Raw genomic sequence first — 23,508 nt, forward strand, 5'->3', positions numbered from 1 at the left:
TATATCCATTTTTACAATACTCAACGCTATCAAGCCAAACTAAACAACCTGACTCCTTTGGAATTTAGGAATCAGGTTGCTTAACTATTTTTATTATTTGACTGTCCACTTGACAGGGAGCTGTTCACAATCGCTTTGCTGTATGGCTTTTATGGTTTTTTTAGGATAAATAGCTTTTTATGATCGGTCTGGAGTCAGCACCATAGGGATAATAATCGGCTCGCGTTCGGTTTTTTCATAGAGGAAGGGGCGCAGGGCGTTGACGATAGCGCCATTAACGGACTGGATGCTGGCTTCCTTGTTTTTTAAAGCGATGCGAATGGCGTTGAAAAGCACTCGCTGGCTCTCCCGGATAAGCTCGCCGGACTCACGCATATAGATAAAACCGCGGCTGAGTATATCTGGTCCTGCCAAAATCATCTGGCTTTTGAAATCAACGGTGGCAACAGCTAAGACAACGCCGTCTTCAGCAAGATCATGGCGGTCCCGCAGCACTGCTGCGCCAATATCGCCTATACCGTTGCCGTCAACATAAATATCCTGAGCGTTAAAATGACCGGCCCGTCTGGCGGAATGATCGGTCAGAGCCAGAACATCGCCGTTTTCCATGATAAAAATATTTTCCTCAGGGATTCCTGTGTCAACGGCCAGCCCGGCATGAACCTTCTGCATGCGGTATTCCCCGTGAACCGGCATAAAATATTTTGGTTTCATGAGGCGCAGCATCAATTTTTGTTCCTGCTGTCCGCCGTGTCCTGAAGTATGGATGTTATTAACCTTGCCGTGGATAACTTCGACACCGGCTTCTTGGATAGTGTTAATCAGCCGGTTGACACTGGTTGTATTGCCCGGAATCGGACTGGATGAGAAAATAACGGTATCTCCGGGCTGGAGTGTCACTTGACGGTGGGTGCCGTTAGCTATGCGAGCCAGAGCAGCCATTGATTCTCCCTGACTGCCGGTACACATAATCATGATTTCACTGGCATGGTAATCCTTGAGTTCGCTGGGTTCGATAAAAGTACCTTTAGGAACCTTTATATAACCGAGGTCTACCCCGTTAACGATTGCCTTTTCCATAGAGCGTCCAAAAACAGCAATCTTCCGACCGGCTTTCACGGCTGCTTCAGCCGCCTGCTGGAGACGAAAAATATTGGAAGCAAAAGAAGCAAAAATAATCCGGCCGTGAATATCTTCAATGATTTTCATAATGGACTGGCCGACTACTTTTTCAGAGTTGGTAAAGGTAGGCACTTCAGCATTGGTGGAGTCCGACAGGAGGCAAAGGACACCGTCTTCACCAAGGGCTGCCATGCGGTGGAGGTCAGCAGGTTCGCCCACCGGTGTGAAGTCAAACTTGAAGTCTCCTGTGCAAACCACCTTCCCTTGAGGGGTGTGGACAACAATGCCTAAAGGCTCGGGAATAGAGTGTGTCGTCCGAAAAAAAGTGACACTGAGGTTTTTGAAAGTTAATTCAGTGTTGTGGTTGATTTCGTACATTTTGGCATCGCGCAGCAGACCGTGTTCTTCTAACTTCCCGCGAATCAAAGCCAATGCCAGCGGGCCTGCATAGATAGGAATATTGGCCTGTTTGAGCAGAAAGGGAATCCCGCCGATATGGTCTTCGTGGCCGTGTGTGATAACTAATGCTTTGATGCGGTCTATGTTTTCAACAATATAAGAGTAGTCGGGGATAACATAGTCGATCCCTAGGAGATCATCTTCTGGGAACTTTATGCCGGCATCAACGATGACGATTTCATCCTGATACTCAATACCATAGGTATTTTTCCCGATTTCTCCAAGGCCGCCGATGGCATAAACACCGACTTCTTTGGGTTTTAAATTGATATGTGACATAATAGAAATATTAAGGACAAAACAGTTACGGATGCAGGAAGAAAAATGAGAAGGTATTCTCCTGTAAGATGATTTCCTGCAGCTGATCTGCAAAAGCAGCAGCCTAACTGTTAACAGTCCGTCAGTCAGCTCCTTTCTAGAGTTCTGTTAAAGAAAAGACACCTGTTTCTTTTTCGTATTCGAGATGCTTTTCTGAGAGTAATTCAATCCATTCAATATTATAGTTTGTTTTCTCTTCAACCAGCTTCCGGGCTTTAATCTGCCCTTCAAGCTCCTGATCAGCATCGATGTCTATATAAATAGCCTTGGTCTGTTCGCGGCGCGGACTGCGGTCTGCTGTTTCTTGATAGAAAACTTTATAAATCATTTTTGTCTTTCCTTTCTGATAGGATTAATCCAAACCATAATAAAGCAGTCAAAACAGGCCGTTTTGGCCTTTGACTGTTTACCTATTCAGTTGTTGCTGTGTAATAGATTTGGCGTGATTCTGTGCAATTAGTAAAATTATAACATATTATTGCTTTTTAGTAAAAGTATTAAGACAAAAAGTCTGCTGTGTTTTTAAGCAGCAGTATTGGCAGATACAGAGACTAAGGAGCTGTCTTTCTGAATCAATCTCTGGTTTATACTGCCAGAGTTTCTTTTTCTTGATTTTTTTAGCAAATAGTCAACAATTCAGCAAAACTAGTGTAAAATAGTAGGAGTAGTGATTTAGTAGAGAGGTCCATTATAATGAAGATTTTAGCTTTTGATACTTCCAATCGGACGCAGTCAACGGCTCTGCTGGATAAGCAGGAACTGCTGGCCGATGTAACGATTAATGTCAAAAAGAATCATAGTATCAGCCTGATGCCCTCTATTGATTTTTTATTGGCATCAGCTGATTTGGAAGCCAAGCATCTGGACCGTATAGCTGTGGCTCACGGTCCCGGTTCTTATACGGGGCTGCGCATAGCTGCTGCAACAGCTAAGACCTTGGCTTATACTCTCGGTATTGATCTAGTCGGAGTCTCCAGTCTTTATGCCCTTGCAGCAGGGATTGATTTTCAAGGGTTGGTTGTTCCGCTGATCGATGCCAGACGCAATCATGTTTATGCAGGCTGCTATGAAAAGGGGCAGTCCGTTTGGCCGGACTGTTATGCACCCTTGACAGAAATATTAGACCGCCTGTCATCGGTGAAATCTCTTTTGTTTGTCGGTGAGTCAGCTGCTTTTCAGGACCAGATTGCAGCGGCTTTGCCCCAGGCAGAAATCATGCCCACCCGTCCGTCAGCCTATGAAATTGGGAAGCTGGCAGGCCATATAGAGCCTGTTGATACAGCTGCTTTTGTTCCGCAGTATTTGAAACGTGTGGAGGCTGAAGAGAATTGGCTGAGAGACCACCAGCAGTCAGCAGGCCGCAAGGAAGACTACATTAAACGAATTTAAATGAAGATGATGAAAGAAAAAGCAGGAGCTGTTCTTGCTGTTTTGGAGGATGTATACGGTACCTCACCTTGGTCTGAGCAGCAAATTGTCAAGGATATGGAACAGGACCATGTGGATTATTTTTTTGTTCAGGTTCAGGAAAAGATTGCCGGTTTTTTATCCGTCCAGCATTTAGTTGGTGAGCTGGAAATTACCAACATTGCTGTTATGCGTCAGTATCAGGGACAGGGGCTGGGTTCCCAGCTTCTCTCTCATCTCGATAAACTTGATTTTCCGATTTTTCTTGAAGTCAGGGAGTCCAACCGAGCGGCTCAGGCTCTGTACCGGAAATTTGGCTTTGAAATAGTTGGTAAGCGTCAAAATTACTATCAGGAGCCGCTGGAGCCTGCCATTGTCATGAAAAGAGAGGGAAGTTATGAAAGATAGATATATTCTGGCAATAGAGACATCTTGCGATGAGACCAGTGTTGCTGTTTTAAAAAATGAAGAGGAGCTTCTGTCTAATGTGATTGCCAGCCAAGTTGAAAGTCACAAGCGCTTTGGCGGCGTTGTACCGGAAGTTGCCAGCCGGCATCATGTTGAAGTGATAACAGACTGTCTGCAGGATGCTCTGGTAGAAGCTGGACTTCAGGCCTCCGATTTGACTGCTGTTGCTGTGACATACGGCCCCGGCCTTGTCGGCGCTCTTTTGGTGGGTTTGGCTGCTGCTAAAGCTTTTGCCTGGGCCAATAAGCTGCCGCTGATTCCGGTCAATCATATGGCCGGACATCTGATGGCTGCGCGTGAACAGGGAGAATTGACTTATCCCCTGCTGGCTCTCTTGGTCTCGGGCGGCCATACAGAGCTGGTTTATGTGACAGAACCGGGGGAATACTATATTGTCGGGGAAACACGCGATGATGCTGTTGGTGAAGCTTACGACAAGGTAGGCCGGGTCATGGCGCTTTCTTACCCGGCTGGCCGGGAAATTGACCGGCTGGCTCATCAGGGCAAGGATCGCTATGAATTTCCGCGGGCTATGATTAACGATGACAGTCTGGATTTTTCCTTTTCCGGCCTTAAATCAGCCTTTATCAATCTTTGCCATAAGGCTGAGCAAAAAGGCGACAGCCTGAGCAAAGAAGACCTCTGTGCTTCTTTTCAGGAGGCAGTGTTAGATGTTCTTCTGGCTAAAACCCAAAAAGCACTGCAGGCTTACCCTGTTAAAACTTTGGTTGTAGCCGGCGGTGTTGCGGCCAACCAGGGCCTGCGGGAACGTCTGGCTGCTGAAATAAAAGATGTTGATGTCCTGATTCCGCCTTTGCGGCTGTGCGGAGACAATGCCGGTATGATTGCTCTGGCGGCTGCTGTCGAATATGAAAAAGGGCATAGGGCAGGCCTCGATTTGAACGCCCGCCCGAGTTTATCGTTTGCTAGGTTGCCTTGATATATCATTTTATAATTAAATAGACACCCTCGAATGTTAGATGTAAAACTAACTTTCGAGGGTGTTTTTTATGTCATAATAACCTTAGTTTGTTTTTCAATATCCAGGCGTTTTGACTGATTAGCATCTGAGTTTGTAATTAGGGCAGTGATGTTTGACCAGTTGCATATTTTATAAAGACTCTTTCGTTCAAATTTACTAGAATCAGCTAAAATATAGGCTTTATCAGACTGCTTTAAAATTTCCTGATCAATAAAAACGTCTGAAGAGGATGGGCTTGAGGGACCGTCAATGTTTAGAAAACCATCTGACCCTAAAAAACACATATCAACAAAAACTTGTTTTATTTGTGATATTGTCCATCCACCAAAAACAGATGAGCTTTTTGGACGAAATTCCCCTCCAAAAAAGAAAAGCTGATTATCTGAGTTAACAAGAGCATTAGTGACAGGTAAGGAATCTGTAAAAATTTTATAACCAGATTTTTGAGCTAATAAATATGCGAGTTCAACAGTTGTGCTCCCTGTTCCAATGATGATAGAAGAGTTATCTGGGATAAGCTCCAAAGCTTTTTGCGCAATTCTTTTTTTATCAGAAGCATTTTCTTTTTCTCTAGTATTGTAGGACAGCTCGATAGCATTTTGTTTTAAGATAGCTCCGCCATGACTCTTAATCAGCAATCCTTTTTTTTCCAGGTAAGATAAGTCTTTACGAATTGTCTCGTAGCTAACACTAAACTGTTTAGACAGCTTGCTGACATAAATAATGCCATTGCTTTTTAGTTCATCAAGTATAAGCTGACGCCGTTTTTCCAATAACATATATCCACCTCCTCTTATTCTAAAAATAATTATATAGCAAAAAAAAGGAAAAACAAGCATTTTTTAAAAAGCCAATAAAAAACAATAAAAACAAACAAAAAACTATTGACACCAACAAAAACCAATGATAGAATAGAATTATAAAAAGAAAACGGTTTCTAGGAGGTGTAAAAATGAAGACGAAAATTGCAATTGCTTGTGATGATTTAGGTTTTGAGACAAAAGAGGCACTCAGAACTTATCTTATTGAAGAAAAAAACGCAGAGATAGTTTATGATCCTGTGAAAAAACCGGAAGAAGGCGTTAATACTTTTGCAGTCTTAGCAGATGAAATGGCAGAGGTTATTCAACGTGATAAATGCAGATTAGGGATTTATATCTGTGGAACAGGAATTGGCTTTACTTGCCAAATTAATAAGCATTGGGGTATTAGAGCTGCTGCTGTAACTAATCCTTACTCGGCAAAACGTGCAAGACTTAGCAATAATGTGCAGGTCATAGGTTTAGGCTGCCGTGTCAATGGTTTTGAATATATCAAACAAATCGTAGATGCATGGTACGATGAGCCATTTGATTTTGAAACAGCTCGAGAAAATTCAAAAAAGAATTTATTAGAAGCAGAGAATGATGACAATCGTTTATTAAAAAAACCTAGTTATGTTGCATGGAATATGGGATTCCGGCCTGAATAATAAAGGAGGGGCCAGAACTGACTGGCTAAAATAAAAATGGAAGTGATTACAAATTTTGTCAACGATTTAGGAAATTTTATTTTTATTCCGTTAATTTTCCTGCTTTTCATGCTGATATTACGCAGGCCAATTTCTGAAGCTATTCAATCAGCAATGAAGGTTGGAATCGGTTTTATTGCTTTATCTCTTGTGATTAATTTTATGCTGGATAAAATGGAGCCAGCGATTACAGGCTTAGCTGAGAAAACCGGCTCTTCTCTCAGCGCCATTGATGTAGGTGGTGCGGCTACAGCTGTCATGGGATTTGGTTCTAATATGGGAGCCATCATTATTCCCCTCTGTGTTGGCATAAATATAGGACTTTTGGTACTGAGACTGACGGACTGCGCTAATGTTGATGTTTTCAATCTTCATCAAAATGCATCTATGGGTGCTATTGTTGCAGTTTATTCCGGTAATTTCTTATACGGTGTTTTAACAGCAGGACTTTTCCATGTCTGGGCTCTGATTGCAGCAGATTTAGGTGCCAAACGTAATAATGATTTTTTTGGATTGCCTAAAGGGGTTTCGATATCCCACCCTGTTGCAAATACCTATCTTTTATTTGCTTATCCGTTTAATTGGATTTATGACCGTATCCCCGGTTTACGTCACTGGAATGTTACGGCGGAATCTATTCAAAAGCGTTTTGGTGTTTTAGGCGATCCTACAATTATAGGATTTATCCTTGGTGTGCTTTTGGGCTTATTTGGCTATGACTGGAGCAGTCCATATACGACAATTATTTCAAGCTTGCAGCTTGGTATGTATCTAGCAGCTGTTATGCTCCTTTTGCCCAAAATGACCTCAATTATGATGGAAGGCCTAGTACCGCTTTCTAATGCTGCCCGCAAGAAATTGGTTAAAAAATTTCCAGACCGCGAAATTACTGTTGGTATGGATACTGCACTTATTGTAGGGAACCCATCAGTCATTGCACCTGCTCTTCTTCTTATTCCCGTAATGGTTATTCTGGCAGTTCTTCTCCCGGGGAATAAAGTTATGCCGCTTGGAGATTTATCACAGTTTGTTTTTTTCATTGCGTGTATGGTTCCTGTATTTAAGGGTAATATTATTCGTACTTGGTTAACTTCAGTGATTTTATTTGGAGGCGGTTTATATATATCCTCTTGGATGACACCGGCAACTAATGAAGTCTTCCAAAAATTTGGTGCAGGTGCTAAAGAAGGAGTAATGTATTCTTCCTTGAATCCATCTGCAAATCCATTTACAGGACTTTTTGCAGCAGTATCCCATATTGGGGTTATCGGCTATATTTTAGTTGGCGCCCTTCTTATTGCAGCTGGTTATCTGCTTAAGAAAAGAGAACGGGCCCAAATCAAAAATGTTTAATTAAAAATAGAAATAGAGGTGAGAATTATGGCTAAAACAATTCTTGTAGTTTGCGGAAACGGTATTGCGTCTTCCTCGATTATGGTATCCGTTTTACAGGATTTTTTGAAAGAAGAAAAAATTGCTGATGTCCAAGTTGATAAAGCTTCTCTTATGGACTGCTCAACTGAAAAGTTCAATAGCTATGATTTAGTTGTTTCATCCACAAAACTTGAAAATGATGACTTGACTGTTCCAGTTATTGTTGGAGCTGGGTTGCTGACAGGGATTGATGAAGATGAAATTCTTGATGCAGTCAAAGCTGAAATAGTTTAGCAGGAGTTTGTTATGGTTTATGTCGTAGTAAATGATGCAGATGAAACTGTAATAGATTATCAGTCGGCTATTCGATTTGCAGGAGAACCCTTGCTTAAGCTAAACAATATTAAAAGTGAATATATTCAAGCCTGTATTGATCGCGAAATGGATTTTCCAACAGGTTTGTCTTTAGCAGATGGTCAAGGTGTGGCAATGCCGCATGGTGACTCTAGCTTTGTGAATGAGGACAGTATAAGTGTCGTCCGTTTATCAAATCCCGTTACTTTTGGACTGATGGAAGATAAAAAGCAAAAAGTAAAAGTTGCGCTAGTTTTCAACCTAGCTTTATCATCAGGGGAACAGCATATTAAAGTTTTAAAAAAAGTTATTGCCCTTTTTCAAGATGAGTCATTTATGAAAAAAAGTCTAGCGGACAGTCATAAAAACATAGCTAGAGAAATTAAGGAAAGGTTAGATTCTGATGAATTAAGGGTGGAATAAGTTATGGAAGAGTTTCAAATCGTTTTATCTGATATTGAAAAGGCCCTCAGTCAGATTAACAGGGACAAACTGGATATTTTAGTTAGTAAAATTGTAAATGCACATCACATATTTTTAGCAGGGGCAGGGAGATCAGGCTTAATGCTCCGTGCTTTTGCTAATAGGCTCATGCATCTTGGTTTGTCAGCGAGTGTAGTGGGAGATACCAATTCTCCCCACACACAGATAAATGATTTGCTAATTATTGCTTCTGGTTCTGGTAAAACAACGAGTTTAATTTCATTAGTAAAAAAAGCTCACAGCTTATCACTGGATTCTGCACTTATCACAGCTAGCCGGTCAACAACTATTGGAGAATTTTCGAATCTAGTATTGGAAATACCAGCACAGAATAAAGATGATGAAAGCAAAAGTGCACAGCCTATGGGATCAGCTTTTGAACAGTGCAGTTTGGTTTTATATGATACACTTATTTTACTATTAATGGCAGCTTTGAATGAATCCAGTGAAACGATGGCAAAAAGGCATGCAGACTTAGAGTAATAAATTAAATGTACTGCGTCAGGTTTTTGAAATGCGAAAAAATCAATTAACTGCCAGACTGTGTGTAATATGCCGATTTAGTATAGTCTGCTCTCTTTTTAAAGGCTTTGTTTAAATTGCTGCTCATTTTTATGCTATGCTATAGCTTAAACTCCTTAGAAAACACTCTTGCGCCTTTGGCAAGAGTGTTTTACAATAGATACATTAACAATTCGGGAGAGAAAAAATGCAGGAAAAGGGATTTCGTGACGGAGTAAAGGCCTCTTTTCCGACTGCTTTAGGCTATGTCAGTATCGGAATAGCCTGCGGTGTAGTGGGGGCCAGCTCGGGTCTTTCGCCTCTTGAAATGGGGCTGATGAGTGTAATTGTCTACGGCGGCAGTGCTCAATTTGTGATGTGTGCTATGCTGCTGGCTCAGGCTCCGGTATTTTCGATTGTGCTCACGGTTTTTTTGGTCAATCTCAGGCACTTTTTGATGTGTCTTCATGCAGCGACCATTTTTAAAGGCCGGCCGCTGCTGCAAAATATAACTATCGGAAGCCTTGTCACTGATGAGAGCTATGGGGTTCTGCTGGGCGAATATGCTCATAATAAGCATATCACCGCTGCTTGGATGCATGGAAATAATCTGACAGGTTATCTGACTTGGATTTTCGCTGTGTTTTTCAGTGCTGTCATTGGCCGCTATATTCCTAACCCTGAGATTTTTGGCCTGGACTTTGCTTTAATTGCTATGTTTGTTGCTATTTTTGCTGCCCAGCTGGAAGTCATACTCATGAGTGAGCCGCTTAAGAAAATACTGACTGTTTTATTGGCGGTAACGCTGACTTATCTTGTTTTGGCTGTCCTTATTTCGGAATCATTGGCTGTTTTGCTGTCGACATTAGCGGGCTGTGCTGTGGGGGTGTTTTTAGATGAGCATTAATTCTTACGTCTTGCTAGTCATTATCTTAAGCGGACTGGTAACCTGGCTGCCCAGGATTGCTCCTTTTATACTGACTAAGTATAAAGAACTTCCTGAGCTTGTCACCCGTTTTTTAAATTATTTGCCAGTCTCCATTATTTTTGCCCTGACCCTGTCCAGCCTTTTAAGTGAAAAAACCGGTGCCCTTCCTACGGTAAGATGGATAGAGGCTGCGGCAGTGCTGCCGACTTTCTGGACAGCCCTGCGTTATAAGAATATCTTACTGTCGGTTTTAGTAGGGGTTGTCTGCACGGCCTGTCTGCGTCTGCTCTTTTAATCCAAAACGATTTAAAGGCAGGGTGACGGAATTTCGCTGTGCAGAAGCAAGCCTGCGGTTAAAAACTGGACTGTTTAAGATTTTCGCCGCTTAAATTTCATCTCGTACAGCAGCCTGTTTTCCGGCTACCCAGCCGGTGCAGAGGGCACAAGTGATATTAAAACCGCCGGTATGGGCGTTGATATCCAAAACCTCGCCGGCGAAGTAGAGCCCTGCTATCTTTTTGCTTTCAAGTGTTCTGGGAACGATTTCCTTTAAGGCAAGACCTCCTTTGGTGACAAAAGATTTAGCTAAAGACATTTTGCCTGTAACCTTAATAGGGAAATGCTTGATCTGCTGCATGAGTTCCTGAATCTGCTTACTATTAAGCTGTTTTACTTTATCAGGGAAGGGCTGTGCCAAGAAATCAGCCACACGCTCAGGCAGCAGCGTTTTGAGAGCGTTCTTGACTGTTTTATGGCTGTAAGTATTTAAGAGCTCTAAAAGTTCTGAAGTCTCTTTTTGAGGCAGGAAATCTAAATAGATGGTTTCGCCGCCTTTGATAAAGCTGGACATACGCAAGGCGGCAGGCCCGGACAGTCCGAAATGCGTAAACAGTAAATCGTGAGTGATGCTGTGCTTTTGATAAGTCAGTGTGATGTCCGTCAGCGAAATGCCCTGCAGCAATTTATGCGGAAAGTCAGTTTGCAAGGGACTTTCGGCGGCTTCAAGAGCTGTCAGACTAAGTTTAAAGTGTCTGGCAATTTCATAGCCAAAGCCTGTTGAACCGGTAGAAGGGTAAGATTTTCCGCCCGTTGTAACAATCAGTTTGCTGGCGGTCATTTCTTGGTCTGCCGTTTTGATGTGAAACTGATGATCATATTTCTTCACAGAGACAACTTCTGTGCCAGTCAGAATTGAGGCCCCCTCTTCCTTGATTTTTCCTTCAAGAGCCTTGATGATGGTCTGCGCTTTATCGGTTTTTGGGAAGACCCGGCCGTGGTCTTCTACTTTTAGAGCCAGGCCGTTTTCCTCAAAAAACTGGATAATGTCATGATTGTCAAACTGCGAAAAAACACTGTACAGAAAGCGTCCGTTGCCTGGAATATTAGCCAGTATATCGTCAAGCGAGCCGCTGTTTGTGACATTGCAGCGGCCGCCGCCTGTTCCTGCCAGTTTTTTCCCTAAGCGCTTATTTTTTTCAATGAGAAGGACCTTTTGATTGTAGTGACAGGCTGATATGGCTGCCATCATACCGGCAGGCCCGCCTCCGATGATAATAATATCGTAATGTGTCATGCCTTTATTCTAGCATAAATGGTCTTTCTTTAACAGCAGAGGCAGGTGGCAGAATTGTCAAAAAATTTAGAATAATAGATTATTTGATACTGACTTTAAATAAGGAAAGTGGTAAAATAAAAACAGGAACTAAAGAGTACGGTAATAACCCCTATTCAGGAGGAAAACAGCAAATGACAGATAAGGAAACATTGAAAGACCTGAGACACCGCAGCAGTGTTTATGACAGTATGGTGAAGTCTCCCAACCGCGCTATGCTGCGCGCGACCGGCATGAAAGATGAAAATTTTGAACAGCCGATTGTCGGGGTCATCTCTACTTGGGCAGAAAACACACCCTGTAATATCCACCTCCATGATTTCGGCAAGGTGGTTAAAGAAGGTGTCAAAGACGCCGGAGCCTGGCCGGTTCAGTACGGAACGATTACGGTTGCTGACGGAATTGCCATGGGCACGCAAGGCATGCGTTTCTCCCTGACTTCGCGTGATATTATTGCTGACTCTATTGAGGCCGCCATGGGCGGACACAATGTTGATGCATTTGTTGCTATCGGCGGCTGTGATAAGAATATGCCGGGTTCAGTCATTGCTATGGCTAATATGGATATTCCAGCGATTTTTGCTTACGGCGGAACGATCGCACCGGGGAATCTTGATGGTAAAGATATCGACTTGGTTTCTGTTTTTGAAGGGATTGGGAAGTGGAACCATGGTGATATGACCGCAGAAGAAGTTCGGGCGATTGAATGCAATGCCTGTCCGGGTCCCGGCGGCTGCGGCGGTATGTATACAGCCAATACCATGGCAACAGCTATTGAGGTTTTGGGCCTGAGTCTGCCGGGATCTTCATCACATCCGGCAGAATCACCTGAGAAAAAAGCTGATATTGAAGACGCCGGCCGTGCCGTTGTCAATATGCTGAAGATGGGACTTAAGCCATCGGATATTTTAACCCGTGAGGCCTTTGAAGATGCCATTACAGTGACGATGATTTTAGGCGGGTCGACCAATGCGACTCTTCATCTGCTGGCTATCGCTCATGCTGCCAATGTTGATTTGACGCTTGAGGATTTCAATGATTTTCAAGAGCGTGTGCCGCATCTGGCAGACTTGAAACCTTCCGGACAATATGTCTTTCAAGATCTTTATGAGGTCGGAGGAGTCCCTGCGGTTATGAAATACCTCCTGGCTAATGGTTTTCTGCATGGCGATCGCATGACCTGCACCGGCAAGACTGTTGCTGAGAATCTGGCAGAATTTGCGGATTTAACTCCGGGGCAAAAGGTGATTATGCCGCTTGAAAACCCCAAACGCGCCGACGGACCGCTTATTATCCTTAAGGGCAATCTGGCCCCTGACGGAGCGGTTGCCAAGGTCTCAGGTGTTAAAGTTCGCCGCCATGTCGGCCCTGCTAAGGTCTTTGATTCAGAAGAGGCTGCTATTGAAGCCGTATTGAATGACGATATTGTTGACGGTGACGTAGTCGTGGTTCGCTATGTCGGGCCTAAAGGAGGCCCGGGTATGCCGGAAATGCTGTCTCTGTCTTCCATGATTGTCGGTAAAGGCCAGGGGGATAAAGTGGCCCTTATCACTGATGGTCGCTTTTCAGGCGGGACATACGGCTTGGTTGTCGGCCATATTGCACCTGAAGCCCAAGACGGCGGTCCGATTGCCTATCTTCGCACAGGGGATATCGTCACAGTGGATCAAGATACAAAAGAAATCAACATGGCCGTTTCAGATGAAGAAATTGAACGACGTAAAGGTGAGACTGTCATTCCGCCGCTTTATTCGCGCGGAGTTCTGGGAAAATATGCCCATACAGTATCATCTGCAGCCAGAGGTGCTGTGACAGACTTTTGGAAGAAAGAATAGTCATCACATCTATAAATAAAGAGACTGGGACAGCCTTTATGCTTGATGCTCAAACAGGCAGCCGGCTGTCCTGTCTCTTTTCTTTTGCGTTTTTAACGGGCTTTGTATCTTGTTGGAACTGAACACGGCCTAAGAGCTGTGCAGTGAAATCATCCAGTGGATGATTTCAGCCCGAACCTAGAAAAGGGAAAGTGAGGGGACAGGAAATCAGTATCGTTGCCTAGTTACCGCTAGCCGTAAACGTCTGAAGGTTTTGCAGTCTTAGCAGCCTGCCGCACCCTTCTAGTCGTTCTGGCAGAGGTGCGTCTGCGAAATCAAAGATTTCGGACTTACCGTCAGCCGTAAACGTCTGAAGGTTTTGCAGTCTTAGCAGCCTGCCGCACCCTTCTAGTCGTTCTGGCAGAGGTGCGTCTGCGAAATCAAAGATTTCGGACTTACCGTCATTTTCCTTTTGCGTTCTTAACGGGCTTTGTATCTTGTTGGAGGTTTTTGTTGTGAAATTGTTGCATACAGGGGACTGGCATATTGGGCGTCAGTTGAATAATAATGGCATGAGTTTATTAGAGGATCAAACGGCTGTCTTGCAGGAAATGGTCAAACTGGCTAAGCAGGAAGGAGTTGACGGTGTCATTATCGCCGGAGATCTGTATGACAGGGGGCTTCCTTCTGTAGATGCCGTTCAGGTTTTTAATAGCATCATCAATGCCTTTCTCTTTGAGGCCGGGATTCCTGTTTATGCTATCAGCGGCAATCATGACAGCAGCCGGCGGCTGTCTTTTGGTCAGGAATTTTTTAAACGGCAGCAGTTTTTTTTGGTGACGGATTTAAAAGATGCTTTTGAACCTATTGAAACACCTGATACTCAGCTGTTTTTGCTGCCTTTTATCGATCCTATTGATGCCAGAATTTATTATAAAGAGGAAGACCCGGATTCTCTCAAAGATATCCAGCAGGTTATCGGACGTATTTTAAAAGACATGAAAGCCAAGTTCGACCCTCATAAAGCCCATCTCTTAGTCAGTCATTTTGCTGTCTCTAAAGGAAAGGACGACACTGACCTGCGCTCCCAAATGCTGTCTGAAACGCTTCGTACTGTGGGCGGTCTGACTAGCTTGAGGAGTGATTTGTTTGCTGATTTTGACTATGTGGCCTTGGGGCATATTCATACCCATCATGCCAGCCCTTCTGAGAGGGTTGTCTACAGCGGCAGTCCGCTTATATTTAATAAAGATGAAGCGCGGCGAAAGGATAGAAAGGGTGTTTATATTGTCGATATCAAACCGGGAGAAGTTCGTAAAAAATTTGTGGAACTGCCTGTTTACAAAGAATTTTTTGTTTTAGAAGAAGGCTTTGACCGCTTAATTGACAGAGATTTTTATGAAACGTATCCTCGGAAAAAGGCTCGTTTTGCTTTTGATATTTTGACTAAAAACCGGAAAGAATTAGAAGGTCTTAATATCCGTGCTAAATTAGAGGAGATTTACGGCCCGGAGATTATGGATATTACGATTCATAGTCAAGCTGAAACCGGCAGAACTCTCCAAGCTAAAAAGCGGCAGGAAAGACTATCAGCCAGTGAAGAAGAAATTATCGGAACCTTTTATGCAGAAATGACAAAGGGCGACAACCTGTCGGACTATCAGAGAACGATTGTCGCTGATATCTTAAGCCAACTGAAAGAGAACTAGCATATGAAACCAGTTAAATTAGAAATGATAAATTTCGGTCCCTACCGCCATGAAACGATTGATTTTACCAGATTTGAAGAAGGTTCTTTATTTTTAATCAGCGGCAGAACAGGCTCCGGGAAATCCAGTATTTTTGATGCCATGCTCTATGCGCTTTATAATGTTACCAGCGGCGACCGCGAAATCGGTGAGCTGCGGTCAACCTTTGCGGCTTTAAAAGATGTCAGGACAAAAGTTATTTTTCAGTTTGAACATCAGGATAAGCTCTACCGTGTGCAAAGGACACTGGAGCTGATGCCTAAAAAAGGGATTGACAGAGGGAAAGGCATCGGTACAAAAGAAGCCAGTTTAGTCCTTTTGGAGCAGACAGACGGCCGCGAACTTGTTCATCTGGCCAGTCAGAATCTCAAGACCACAAAGGCTGTCGAAGATTTGCTGCAGCTGAGCGCAGAGCAGTTTAAACAGATTATTCTGCTGCCTCAGTATCAGTTTAGCCAGTTTCTTAAATCCGGGGTGGAAGCCAAGAGAGAGATTCTGCGTCAGATTTTCGGAACTCAGATTTTTAGGGATTTTGAAGAAAAGCTGGCTGAGCGAAATAAAAGCCTGACTGCTGAGCAGCAGGCTCTGAATCTAGAATTAGAAAAGCAGTTCCAAAATGAATCGGTCTGGACTCAAACTGAGATAGAGGCTTTTGCTGAAACAGACGGGCAAAAGCGTAGGCAGCTGGGCGAGGACTTTCTGAAAAACCATCAGGCAGAGCAAAGCAGTTTAACTTTGCAGGTAAAAGAGGCAGAAGAACTTAAAAATAAGGCTTTTAAAGACTGGACTGAGGGACAGAAGACAGCTGAATTATTTGCTGATTTGAAGGAAAAAGAAGCGCAGTATGCGCGTGATATCCAAGCGCAGGAAGAGCAGCAGCAAACAAATCGACAGCTCCTTGAGCGCTTAGAGTTTGCAAATCATCTTAAGGACACGCACAGTAAAATGATAGCAGCCAACAGACGGACTGCTGAGCTGGAGCAGTCCATTGCGAAGCTGAAGGAGGAAATGAGCACAGCAGCTGCCGATTACGATTCCTGCCGGACAGCAGTCAGCAGCCTAAAACAGGAAGAACCCCATCAAGAAAAAGAACATCAGGCGCTCCCTGAAATTGGCCGGCGGCTGGAGGCCGCAAAACAGCTGCAGGATTATCAGCAGAAAGCGAAGAGTTCCGCTAAAAATATCGATACATTAAAGGAAAAAGGAGACCGCCTTAAACAAGAGGAGAAAAAAAACAAACAGGAGCTCGAAGCAGCCAACCGCCAGCAAAACGCTCTGACTGAGAGAATAGCCAATCTTTCCGGAGTTATCAGGCAGGCTGAAGAACTTATCAAATACCGATTGGACAAATCCATTGAGGATCAGACAAAGTTTTTAAAAGAAAAAGATAGTTTGGAAGAGAAGCTGTCCCGAACGCGCAGGGACTTAGCCGCGGCAGAAGCAGAACTGTCCCGCCTGCAGCAAGAGAGCCGCGGTAAAAAGAAAGACCAGCTCAAGCTTATGATCGGTAAGCTCCAAGCCGAATTGACCCAAGGAGAAGCCTGTCCGGTCTGCGGCTCTTTAGAGCACCCTAACACCCAGATAGCTGAAACTGATGAAGAGAATCTAAAGTTATTGTTTAAAGACATTGAAAACCTTGAGCAGCAAATAAAAGCTACAGAGCAAAAGGTTCAGGAGTTAAACAACCTTTTGGCAGCTGATGACAGCAGAAAAAAAGATGTCCTTAAGGAACTGAAAAAAATTGCGGAGGCAGTCGCAGCAGCTTATCAGGATTTACAAAATACGGTTAGCCAAACAGCTGTCGGGGATCTTAAAGAAAACTATTCAAAAGCTGTCGGTCAGGCCATTTTAGCTGACCTGAGAGCCAGTCATGAAGAACTTGAAAACCGTCAAAAGCTGCAGGAACAGACTATTGAGAAACTGCAGGCAGCGCTCGATAACAATCAGACAGAGCAGCAGACCTCCCTTAAAAGTCTGTCTGTTGAAACCGACAGACTGGAGCAGGCTGAAGGAAAAATTCTTGAACTTCAAGAAAGCTATCCTGATTTAGAAAGTGCAGCTTATTATCAAAAATTAGAGGACACTATCAAAGAAGCCTATCAGACCTTTAAGGAATCATTAACAAAGGCAGAGACTGCCCTGCACCAATCAGAGACTGCCCTGTCCAAGCTCAAAGGACAGTTAAAGAGCGAATCAGAAACACTGACAGCTCAGCAAAAGGAAGGAACAGATGCAGAGAGGGAACTCGATGAGGCCTTGTTGCCGGACACAGCCCTAACACACGATAGGCAGCAGCTGGCAGACTGGATTGCCGAGCTCGGTCACAATCGTATTTCGGTGATGGCCAATCAAATCAGCCGTTTTGAAGAACAAAAGCGCTCCTTGTCTCAGGCAATTACTGAGATGCAGGAAGAAGTCAAGGATAAAGCCTATCCTGAGCTGGACAGTTTGGAAAAAAAGAAAGAGGAAGCAGAGCAAAACCATCTGAATTTAGTGGAGAAACAGGGGCATTTAAGCAGACAGCTGCAAATGATTGCAGAGACCGTTCAGGCAATCGCTGATAAGCAAAAGGAAGCCGAAAAAAACAGACAGGCCGCTCAGGAGTTAGCCTATCTGAATAAGCTGGTTCAGGGACAGGGCGAAAGCCATGTCCGCTTGGAAACTTATGTGATTCAGGCACATCTGGAACGTATTCTCGACTATGCCAATAACCACTATATCGGCCTGCTGAGCAGCCAGCAGTTTGAATTCTTGATTTCAGACAGGACAGCCGGCAAGGCCCAGTCCGGCCTCAATATCAATATCTATGATAAAACCAACAATAAAGAATTGCCGGCAAGTTCACTGTCTGGGGGCGAGACTTTCATTGCTTCTCTGGCTATTGCTCTGTCCATGTCTGAGGTTGTCCAAAATGCCAGCAATGGCGCTCTGATTGAGACGCTCTTTATTGATGAAGGTTTTGGCTCGCTGGATGAGGAAACACTGGATAAGGCTGTCGCTGTACTGGAGAGCATCGGAGAAAACCGCATGGTAGGTGTCATCAGCCATGTCAAGGAAATGAAAGAGACAATTGAGCAGCAGCTGCTGATTGAAAAAAGGATTGACGGCAGCTCGGCTATAAAACACCGGACATAGTACAGTCATTATAGAATGCGCAGAAGAACGGCTGTCAGGCTTGCCCAGTTCTTGCTGGCTGTACTCTTTGCTGAATCAGCGGCTGGGAGAAAAGTCCTGCCTTAGATAGGTGCGTACGACTTTGTTGCTCCACTTTCTTGCATAGCAAAAAAGACCTCTATGATGATAAAAGCAGTCATAGAGGTCTGTTGGTTCTCTTTACTTAAGAAGAAAATCAGCTTATCTGGGGCTTATTCCCAGAGCAATCCGGCCATAGCGGCTGATTCGGGTAATCTTCCAGACAGGCGACCAGGTGATTTCCACAGAAACGCTGGTAATCTCGTCAATCTGGCAAAGCTTTTCCACAATCTCAGCCGGCATTGTGTCTTCGCAGCCGCAGTTGGTATCAGTGAAGGTCATCAAAAACCGGCAGTGGCCGTCTTCATCTAAATCAATGGCATAAATAAGACCAAGATTATAAATGTCCAGTTCGATTTCCGGATCATAAACCGTTTCAAGTTTTTCAATCAGTTTATGGCCGATAGCTGCGGCACGGTCATTAATTTTAATATCATCACGCATAATCGCATCACCTTTATCTTGGATTTCAGCTCTATTATGACATAAAAAAGCCGTTTTTTCAATGCTGGCAAAGCTTTAAAAACTAAGGAAATGAAAAATTTCAGCTAGTCAGAAAATGCTTGATTGGATTAGAAAAAAAGAATGGTATTTCAAATAAAACTTTCTGATACATACAGTTGTTTATATTGCACAAATACCATTTTTTTCTTCTGGCTTTGGAACTGCCTTTTGCAAAGGAGTTAAAATCTTTTTTTATAGCTCATCATAAGCTTTGCTTTTAGTTTTCACTGCTTTTTTGATAGCCTTAGACCACTCTCCTTTAATGGCATCGTCCATATTGGCGATAATAGTGGTCATAGCAGTCTTTGTTTCAGCAGCCAAATCACTTATTTCTTTATCATATTTTTGAATAATTTTCTCTTTTTCTCCATTTTTTATGGCAGCATAAACCGTTTTGATTAAGGTCTTTTCTAAGTTTTTTTCAACTGTTCTTAAACTTTCGGCTGATTCCTCAACGCCTGCCTCAAAAGCATTTGTTATATCCTCCCAAACACTCATTGTTCGCTGGCCGCCTCCTCTTTTATCTTTTTCTCCAGTTCTTCCTCTGTTGCATGAGAAGCAGAAAGTCTCCTAGTATACAGCTCATCAAGCTTATCTTCTGCTTGACGGTGCTGTTTATTGTAGAGTGTTTCTTGTTTTTCTGTCTTTTCATCAAGCTGACTGCGCTTGTTCATAAAACGGTTTTCGTTAGTCTGTAAATAAATATTGATGGTGTCAGTCAGCGAACTGAAAGCTTCCCCATTTTCTTGGTCTGACTGCCGTAAATCATAGCTTGCCGTTTCGTAAACACGTTCAAACATCTGTCTCAATAGCTGGAAACGCTCTTCCAGATCATTATATTGCTTATCCTGCGCTTTTTTGTCTCTTTGGTGCTGATCCTCCATATCCTCCAGAACGACTTGCTGTTTATTAATTTTAGTCTGAATAGTATCGATTAATTTATCTCTTGCATCCATTGGTTAAACTCTCCTGCTAATTGTTGATCTTCTGCTAATTTTTGCTCAATTCCTGTTTTAATCTGACTGCTTAGCTCATCAAAATCATCTGACAGCCCCTTTGCCGCATCTGTTTTTGTATCAAAATGCTCTTTAACATCCGTGACGATACTTGAATAGGTCAGACCGGCATCATTGTAAGCCTGAAGGACTTCATCCGGGCTGAGGATAAAGCCAAAAGGGACATCACTCAAACTTTGATAGAGTGTCTCCGCCTCTTCGGCAGCCTCTTGGGCTTTACTTGAAATTGCTTCTTCTCCCTGTTTTGCGGCTTCTGACAGAGCTGCAGATAGAGCAGCGGCCAGCTCGCTGTCAAGGAAAATCTCCTCGTGTTTTGACAGACCGCCGCCCGTAGCCGAAAGCTGGGTTTTTAGTTTATTATAGCGGTAAAATCCTGTCGCCGCTCTATCAAAAGCTTTGCTGTATCTTGCCTCAAAAACAGATGTATCAGCCACTATCTTTAAAGAGCCGTCAGCATTCCACTGATAACCGCCCCACATGTGCTGTTCAATAATATCTATACGAGCTTTGCTGTCCACATGATAAATGATACCGACAGCATTCTGACTCGTCAGTTCAGCCTTATAACCAGGTGCGTTTTTAATATAGCCAAAGGCTATACTGTCCTTTTGATCGACATAATTATGAATGCGGTATTTCATCGCATCAACAGTAGCCTGCTGTTCCTCAGTCAGGGTTCTGTATATATTGGGCCCCTGATAAATATAGGCGCCAGCAATTCTTTCAATATCTGAAACATTGGCTAAGGCATACTGAGCGTCCATAGAACCGAGAGAATGACCGTAAACAGTGACCGGCATATCCGGATAGTTTTTTAAAATTTCATTGAGTGTAGCAGCAGCGGATTCCAGCTGAGGTGTGACTTCTTTACGGCCTGATAAGATATTTTTGGCCATGGGGAGGTCATTTTCCAGCCAGTCAACTTTTGACCCCGCTTTAGGAGGCGCTACAGACCCCTGATACAAAACTGAAAGACCGCTTCCGTCCGCATTTTCAATAACATAAGCCTTCAACCCCGTCTCATTTTCCACCACCTCGCGGACCGTGCCGATGGCTTCAGTGTGTCCATCTATATAAATATCTTTCCCCGATGTTAAACTTTCATCATACTCCTTTTCTGCTATCAATTTTCGCTCTTTATCTGTGTACTCCTCAGGCATCTTACTCTCCTTTTTTCAGCTTTTCCAACGGAGGATTGCTTCCACCTCCATTTTCTAATTCTCCAGTTTCACTGTTTTTATGGATAAACACACTAACATCAAATTCCCTATCACCATTTACATATAAATTGACAATAATTCCTCCCATTGGATTAGAAGTAACAGAATCATATTCTATTTTATAAGACTGGATGACACCTTTTTCTGTAAAAGCATCAGCATCAATTTGTTTTAATCGTTCTTCATATATTTTTTTAGCTTCGTCACTTTTGACAATATCTACCATTTGTTTGTGTTCTATTTGCTCTTTCACTTTCCAGCCTCCTATTGCAATGCCGACTGCAGCAGTAATGCCGGCAAGAATTAATAACAGTTTACGCATAACTATTCACCTCTATTGTACAGCTATTCTTTTTTACCCTCATCATTGGTAATTCGAACGTCAGCCCCTACTTTGTAATTTGCATATTCTCGCTTGGCAATAGCTACTCTGTCACGATCTGAGTATGTCTGTTCCATATTTACTCCTCTATTCCCACTAAATCTTTTACTTCTTTAGAATATCCACCGCCTGAGTACCCTATTTTCCCATTCATATCTTTTTCCAAGCCATAATATACTACTAAACTTTTATCTGAATTTAAATAGACTTCAAATTCAATCCCTCCCATCGGATTATGCTGAATGGAATCATCATCAATTTGATAGGACTTAATCACGCCTTTATCTGTTAAGGCCTCTGCAGACATTTCTTTTAAATCATCTTCAATAATCTTTTTGACATCCTCGCTTTTCACAATCTCTACCATTTGCTTGTGTTCTATTTGCTCTTTCACTTTCCAGCCTCCTATTGCAATGCCGACTGCAGCAGTGATGCCGGCAAGAATTAATAATAATTTGCGCATAATTACTCTCCTCTATTATGCAGCTATTCTTTTTTAATAGTATAGCATATTCTTTTACGTTTTAAAAACTGTCAATTTTAGTTTTGCTCTTTCGAGCAACATCAGCCTTCAGACCCATCTTATTTTCCATCGCATTGCGGACCGTGCCGACAGCTTGTTCTTTACCCTCAAAATTTGTGAATGTTAACTTTTCTTCTTTTTTATAGTCTGTATACTCTTCAGCCGCAAGTTTATATCTATCATAATCATTCAACTCCTTCGTATCATTCATAGATTCTCTCCTGTAGTAATTTTTCAAAATTGGTTGATTTACTTCCTCCGCCAAGACTATAGTTTCCATCTTGATTTTTTTCGACCCTGTAGCGAACATAGTAAGCTCTATCGTTATTTAAAAAAACTTTAAAATCGATTCCACCCATTGGATTACTCTTAATTGAAGCTTCATCTATTTTATAACTTTTGATAATCCCCTGTTCAGTGAGTGAATTTTTATCATAGGTCTTTAATCTATTTTTTAGTAAGTCTTTTACTTCCTCACTTTTGACAATATCTACCATTTGCTTGTGTTCTATTTGCTCTTTCACTTTCCAGCCTCCAATTGCAATGCCGACTGCAGCAGTAATGCCGGCAAGAATTAATAACAGTTTGCGCATAACTATTCACCTCTATTGTACAGCTATTCTTTTTTACCCTCATCATTGGTAATTTTGACGGAATCATTTACAGAATAATTTGTATACTCTTCTTTTGAAATTTTTTGTCTCTCATGATCACTATAGACTTTACTCACTTTTATCCTCCGTTATCAATCTCTCAAATTTAGCCGAATTTCCTCCTCCGTCATTAACTAATCTTCCTGTTTCTAAATCCTTATTTATCGTATAAAAAACATACATATTTTTATCGTTATTCACATAAATCATAAAATTTATCCCTCCCATAGGATTATGCTGAATGGAGTCATCATCAATTTGATAGGACTTAATCACGCCTTTATCTGTTAAGGCATCTGCAGACATTTCTTTTAAATCATCTTCAATAATCTTTTCTACTTCCTCGCTTTTCACAATCTCTACCATTTGTTTGTGTTCTATTTGCTCTTTCACTTCCCAGCCTCCTATTGCAATGCCGACTGCAGCAGCAATACCAGCAAGAATTAATAACAGTTTACGCATAATTCCTCTCCTCTCGTAAAATAAGTTTATGGGGATTTTCAATCCCAAGTGTTAACAATTTTATAGCTTGACTATTGCAAGGTTTTCCAGAACAATAGAGTCATGGAATGGACTCATGGTTGTTTCTTTCTCTCCTTGTTGCTTAGACTTCATTTTAAAGTCTGTTACCCAAGCCTTGTCCCTACTTCCAACACACTAGCTGTTTCCACTAAGCTCACTTCTGTACCTAGTAGGGTACAGGCGGCAGCTGAGCCAGTGACTAGAATTCTCTTATGCGAGGCTGTTGGTGCAAGGTGTTTCTGGGGAACCTTACAGTAGTCAAGAAAACTTCCAAATCCAATTGAAAGGAGACCTTCCAAATGAAATGTTTTGTCGGTTTAGACGTTAGCTCTACCAAACTTGATGTCTGTGTCATG

Annotated in this window: 27 protein-coding genes; 14 read left to right on the top strand and 13 right to left on the bottom strand. The window is 42.7% G+C overall.

What is annotated here, in order from left to right; all coding sequences use genetic code 11:
• Positions 1-3 precede the first annotated feature (3 nt).
• Positions 4-84, top strand: a complete 81-nt coding sequence (locus AB3329_RS10355; protein ID WP_368395019.1) for an IS3 family transposase — start codon at positions 4-6, stop codon at positions 82-84.
• Positions 85-177: 93 nt separating this feature from the next.
• Here the strand turns inward: AB3329_RS10355 and rnjA are convergent, their stop codons facing one another.
• Entirely contained in the window at positions 178-1,860 is a 1,683-nt protein-coding gene (gene rnjA / locus AB3329_RS10360) for a ribonuclease J1 (protein ID WP_368396020.1), read from the bottom strand.
• Between the two features lie 136 nt (positions 1,861-1,996).
• Positions 1,997-2,227, bottom strand: coding sequence for a DNA-dependent RNA polymerase subunit epsilon (locus AB3329_RS10365; RefSeq protein WP_368396022.1), 231 nt, complete (start codon positions 2,225-2,227; stop codon positions 1,997-1,999).
• Between the two features lie 365 nt (positions 2,228-2,592).
• On the opposite strand from AB3329_RS10365, the gene tsaB reads away from it, so the two are divergent.
• Genes tsaB through tsaD form a run of 3 tightly spaced genes read left to right on the top strand, consistent with a single transcriptional unit; the run spans position 2,593 to position 4,714 of the window.
• A complete protein-coding gene (gene tsaB, locus AB3329_RS10370) occupies positions 2,593-3,288 on the top strand; it encodes a tRNA (adenosine(37)-N6)-threonylcarbamoyltransferase complex dimerization subunit type 1 TsaB (RefSeq protein WP_368396024.1) in 696 nt (231 codons plus the stop codon).
• On the top strand, positions 3,289-3,714 hold the full coding sequence (gene rimI / locus AB3329_RS10375) for a ribosomal protein S18-alanine N-acetyltransferase (protein WP_438272866.1): 426 nt from the start codon (positions 3,289-3,291) through the stop codon (positions 3,712-3,714). It begins immediately after the preceding gene.
• Positions 3,704-4,714: a tRNA (adenosine(37)-N6)-threonylcarbamoyltransferase complex transferase subunit TsaD gene (gene tsaD / locus AB3329_RS10380; RefSeq protein WP_368396026.1), complete on the top strand. Its 1,011-nt coding sequence runs from the start codon at positions 3,704-3,706 to the stop codon at positions 4,712-4,714. Before rimI ends, tsaD begins: the two co-directional genes overlap by 11 nt.
• A 68-nt stretch (positions 4,715-4,782) precedes the next feature.
• Here tsaD and AB3329_RS10385 read toward each other — a convergent pair whose 3' ends face one another.
• Positions 4,783-5,535: a DeoR/GlpR family DNA-binding transcription regulator gene (locus AB3329_RS10385; protein WP_368396028.1), complete on the bottom strand. Its 753-nt coding sequence runs from the start codon at positions 5,533-5,535 to the stop codon at positions 4,783-4,785.
• 173 nt (positions 5,536-5,708) lie between these two features.
• Between AB3329_RS10385 and AB3329_RS10390 the strand changes: the two genes are divergently transcribed.
• From AB3329_RS10390 to AB3329_RS10420, 7 genes are all read left to right on the top strand, one after another.
• Complete coding sequence (locus tag AB3329_RS10390) at positions 5,709-6,227, top strand: RpiB/LacA/LacB family sugar-phosphate isomerase (RefSeq protein ID WP_368396030.1); 519 nt, start codon at positions 5,709-5,711, stop codon at positions 6,225-6,227.
• 36 nt (positions 6,228-6,263) lie between these two features.
• On the top strand, positions 6,264-7,619 hold the full coding sequence (locus tag AB3329_RS10395) for a PTS galactitol transporter subunit IIC (RefSeq protein WP_368396032.1): 1,356 nt from the start codon (positions 6,264-6,266) through the stop codon (positions 7,617-7,619).
• A gap of 27 nt (positions 7,620-7,646) precedes the next feature.
• A complete protein-coding gene (locus AB3329_RS10400) occupies positions 7,647-7,934 on the top strand; it encodes a PTS sugar transporter subunit IIB (RefSeq protein ID WP_368396033.1) in 288 nt (95 codons plus the stop codon).
• A 12-nt stretch (positions 7,935-7,946) separates the two neighbouring features.
• The gene (locus tag AB3329_RS10405) at positions 7,947-8,417 is read left to right on the top strand and encodes a PTS sugar transporter subunit IIA (protein ID WP_067064268.1); all 471 of its coding nucleotides are present in this window, start codon (positions 7,947-7,949) and stop codon (positions 8,415-8,417) included.
• A 3-nt stretch (positions 8,418-8,420) separates the two neighbouring features.
• Positions 8,421-8,960 (top strand): 6-phospho-3-hexuloisomerase, encoded by a 540-nt coding sequence (gene hxlB / locus AB3329_RS10410; RefSeq protein WP_368396034.1) that lies wholly within the window; start codon positions 8,421-8,423, stop codon positions 8,958-8,960.
• A gap of 226 nt (positions 8,961-9,186) precedes the next feature.
• Positions 9,187-9,885 carry an AzlC family ABC transporter permease gene (locus tag AB3329_RS10415; RefSeq protein ID WP_368396035.1) on the top strand — a complete coding sequence of 233 codons (699 nt, stop codon included), beginning with the start codon at positions 9,187-9,189 and terminating at the stop codon, positions 9,883-9,885.
• The gene (locus tag AB3329_RS10420; RefSeq protein ID WP_368396036.1) at positions 9,875-10,201 is read left to right on the top strand and encodes an AzlD domain-containing protein; all 327 of its coding nucleotides are present in this window, start codon (positions 9,875-9,877) and stop codon (positions 10,199-10,201) included. Before AB3329_RS10415 ends, AB3329_RS10420 begins: the two co-directional genes overlap by 11 nt.
• A gap of 90 nt (positions 10,202-10,291) precedes the next feature.
• On the opposite strand, the gene aao is transcribed toward AB3329_RS10420, so the two are convergent.
• The gene (gene aao, locus AB3329_RS10425; protein WP_368396037.1) at positions 10,292-11,479 is read right to left on the bottom strand and encodes an aminoacetone oxidase; all 1,188 of its coding nucleotides are present in this window, start codon (positions 11,477-11,479) and stop codon (positions 10,292-10,294) included.
• A gap of 173 nt (positions 11,480-11,652) precedes the next feature.
• Between aao and ilvD the strand changes: the two genes are divergently transcribed.
• The 3 genes from ilvD (at position 11,653) to AB3329_RS10440 (ending at position 18,215) form a co-directional block, all read left to right on the top strand.
• Positions 11,653-13,353: a dihydroxy-acid dehydratase gene (gene ilvD / locus AB3329_RS10430; protein ID WP_368396038.1), complete on the top strand. Its 1,701-nt coding sequence runs from the start codon at positions 11,653-11,655 to the stop codon at positions 13,351-13,353.
• Between the two features lie 494 nt (positions 13,354-13,847).
• Positions 13,848-15,041, top strand: coding sequence for a metallophosphoesterase family protein (locus AB3329_RS10435; RefSeq protein WP_368396040.1), 1,194 nt, complete (start codon positions 13,848-13,850; stop codon positions 15,039-15,041).
• 3 nt (positions 15,042-15,044) lie between these two features.
• Positions 15,045-18,215: an AAA family ATPase gene (locus tag AB3329_RS10440; protein ID WP_368396041.1), complete on the top strand. Its 3,171-nt coding sequence runs from the start codon at positions 15,045-15,047 to the stop codon at positions 18,213-18,215.
• Between the two features lie 219 nt (positions 18,216-18,434).
• Here AB3329_RS10440 and AB3329_RS10445 read toward each other — a convergent pair whose 3' ends face one another.
• From AB3329_RS10445 to AB3329_RS10485, 9 genes are all read right to left on the bottom strand, one after another.
• Entirely contained in the window at positions 18,435-18,776 is a 342-nt protein-coding gene (locus AB3329_RS10445) for a metal-sulfur cluster assembly factor (protein WP_368396043.1), read from the bottom strand.
• Positions 18,777-19,028: 252 nt separating this feature from the next.
• Positions 19,029-19,334 (bottom strand): hypothetical protein, encoded by a 306-nt coding sequence (locus tag AB3329_RS10450; protein WP_368396045.1) that lies wholly within the window; start codon positions 19,332-19,334, stop codon positions 19,029-19,031.
• On the bottom strand, positions 19,331-19,792 hold the full coding sequence (locus tag AB3329_RS10455; protein ID WP_368396046.1) for a hypothetical protein: 462 nt from the start codon (positions 19,790-19,792) through the stop codon (positions 19,331-19,333). The genes AB3329_RS10450 and AB3329_RS10455 overlap by 4 nt, the downstream gene beginning before the upstream one ends.
• Entirely contained in the window at positions 19,771-21,012 is a 1,242-nt protein-coding gene (locus tag AB3329_RS10460) for an Mbeg1-like protein (protein WP_368396048.1), read from the bottom strand. Before AB3329_RS10460 ends, AB3329_RS10455 begins: the two co-directional genes overlap by 22 nt.
• 1 nt (position 21,013) lies before the next feature.
• Positions 21,014-21,394 carry a DUF1310 family protein gene (locus tag AB3329_RS10465; protein WP_368396049.1) on the bottom strand — a complete coding sequence of 127 codons (381 nt, stop codon included), beginning with the start codon at positions 21,392-21,394 and terminating at the stop codon, positions 21,014-21,016.
• 139 nt (positions 21,395-21,533) lie between these two features.
• Positions 21,534-21,917 carry a DUF1310 family protein gene (locus tag AB3329_RS10470; protein WP_368396050.1) on the bottom strand — a complete coding sequence of 128 codons (384 nt, stop codon included), beginning with the start codon at positions 21,915-21,917 and terminating at the stop codon, positions 21,534-21,536.
• 61 nt (positions 21,918-21,978) lie between these two features.
• Positions 21,979-22,188: a hypothetical protein gene (locus AB3329_RS10475; RefSeq protein WP_368396051.1), complete on the bottom strand. Its 210-nt coding sequence runs from the start codon at positions 22,186-22,188 to the stop codon at positions 21,979-21,981.
• A complete protein-coding gene (locus tag AB3329_RS10480) occupies positions 22,181-22,570 on the bottom strand; it encodes a DUF1310 family protein (protein ID WP_368396052.1) in 390 nt (129 codons plus the stop codon). Before AB3329_RS10480 ends, AB3329_RS10475 begins: the two co-directional genes overlap by 8 nt.
• A gap of 129 nt (positions 22,571-22,699) precedes the next feature.
• Positions 22,700-23,092: a DUF1310 family protein gene (locus AB3329_RS10485; protein ID WP_368396053.1), complete on the bottom strand. Its 393-nt coding sequence runs from the start codon at positions 23,090-23,092 to the stop codon at positions 22,700-22,702.
• Positions 23,093-23,508: the final 416 nt, after the last annotated feature.

It is taken from the genome of Streptococcus huangxiaojuni, assembly GCF_040930515.1.
Taxonomy (GTDB): domain Bacteria; phylum Bacillota; class Bacilli; order Lactobacillales; family Streptococcaceae; genus Streptococcus; species Streptococcus huangxiaojuni.

Coding starts and splice junctions, on each gene's coding strand:
- AB3329_RS10420 (WP_368396036.1), top strand. CDS start 9,875: ATGAGCATTAATTCTTACGTCTTGCTAGTCATTATCTTAAGCGGACTG.
- AB3329_RS10365 (WP_368396022.1), bottom strand. CDS start 2,227: ATGATTTATAAAGTTTTCTATCAAGAAACAGCAGACCGCAGTCCGCGC.
- hxlB (WP_368396034.1), top strand. CDS start 8,421: ATGGAAGAGTTTCAAATCGTTTTATCTGATATTGAAAAGGCCCTCAGT.
- AB3329_RS10485 (WP_368396053.1), bottom strand. CDS start 23,092: ATGCGTAAACTGTTATTAATTCTTGCTGGTATTGCTGCTGCAGTCGGC.
- ilvD (WP_368396038.1), top strand. CDS start 11,653: ATGACAGATAAGGAAACATTGAAAGACCTGAGACACCGCAGCAGTGTT.
- AB3329_RS10455 (WP_368396046.1), bottom strand. CDS start 19,792: ATGGATGCAAGAGATAAATTAATCGATACTATTCAGACTAAAATTAAT.
- aao (WP_368396037.1), bottom strand. CDS start 11,479: ATGACACATTACGATATTATTATCATCGGAGGCGGGCCTGCCGGTATG.
- AB3329_RS10450 (WP_368396045.1), bottom strand. CDS start 19,334: ATGAGTGTTTGGGAGGATATAACAAATGCTTTTGAGGCAGGCGTTGAG.
- tsaD (WP_368396026.1), top strand. CDS start 3,704: ATGAAAGATAGATATATTCTGGCAATAGAGACATCTTGCGATGAGACC.
- AB3329_RS10475 (WP_368396051.1), bottom strand. CDS start 22,188: ATGAATGATACGAAGGAGTTGAATGATTATGATAGATATAAACTTGCG.
- AB3329_RS10400 (WP_368396033.1), top strand. CDS start 7,647: ATGGCTAAAACAATTCTTGTAGTTTGCGGAAACGGTATTGCGTCTTCC.
- rimI (WP_438272866.1), top strand. CDS start 3,289: ATGAAGATGATGAAAGAAAAAGCAGGAGCTGTTCTTGCTGTTTTGGAG.
- AB3329_RS10395 (WP_368396032.1), top strand. CDS start 6,264: ATGGAAGTGATTACAAATTTTGTCAACGATTTAGGAAATTTTATTTTT.
- AB3329_RS10480 (WP_368396052.1), bottom strand. CDS start 22,570: ATGCGCAAACTGTTATTAATTCTTGCCGGCATTACTGCTGCAGTCGGC.
- AB3329_RS10405 (WP_067064268.1), top strand. CDS start 7,947: ATGGTTTATGTCGTAGTAAATGATGCAGATGAAACTGTAATAGATTAT.
- AB3329_RS10385 (WP_368396028.1), bottom strand. CDS start 5,535: ATGTTATTGGAAAAACGGCGTCAGCTTATACTTGATGAACTAAAAAGC.
- AB3329_RS10470 (WP_368396050.1), bottom strand. CDS start 21,917: ATGCGCAAATTATTATTAATTCTTGCCGGCATCACTGCTGCAGTCGGC.
- AB3329_RS10460 (WP_368396048.1), bottom strand. CDS start 21,012: ATGCCTGAGGAGTACACAGATAAAGAGCGAAAATTGATAGCAGAAAAG.
- rnjA (WP_368396020.1), bottom strand. CDS start 1,860: ATGTCACATATCAATTTAAAACCCAAAGAAGTCGGTGTTTATGCCATC.
- AB3329_RS10465 (WP_368396049.1), bottom strand. CDS start 21,394: ATGCGTAAACTGTTATTAATTCTTGCCGGCATTACTGCTGCAGTCGGC.
- AB3329_RS10415 (WP_368396035.1), top strand. CDS start 9,187: ATGCAGGAAAAGGGATTTCGTGACGGAGTAAAGGCCTCTTTTCCGACT.
- AB3329_RS10440 (WP_368396041.1), top strand. CDS start 15,045: ATGAAACCAGTTAAATTAGAAATGATAAATTTCGGTCCCTACCGCCAT.
- AB3329_RS10445 (WP_368396043.1), bottom strand. CDS start 18,776: ATGCGTGATGATATTAAAATTAATGACCGTGCCGCAGCTATCGGCCAT.
- tsaB (WP_368396024.1), top strand. CDS start 2,593: ATGAAGATTTTAGCTTTTGATACTTCCAATCGGACGCAGTCAACGGCT.
- AB3329_RS10390 (WP_368396030.1), top strand. CDS start 5,709: ATGAAGACGAAAATTGCAATTGCTTGTGATGATTTAGGTTTTGAGACA.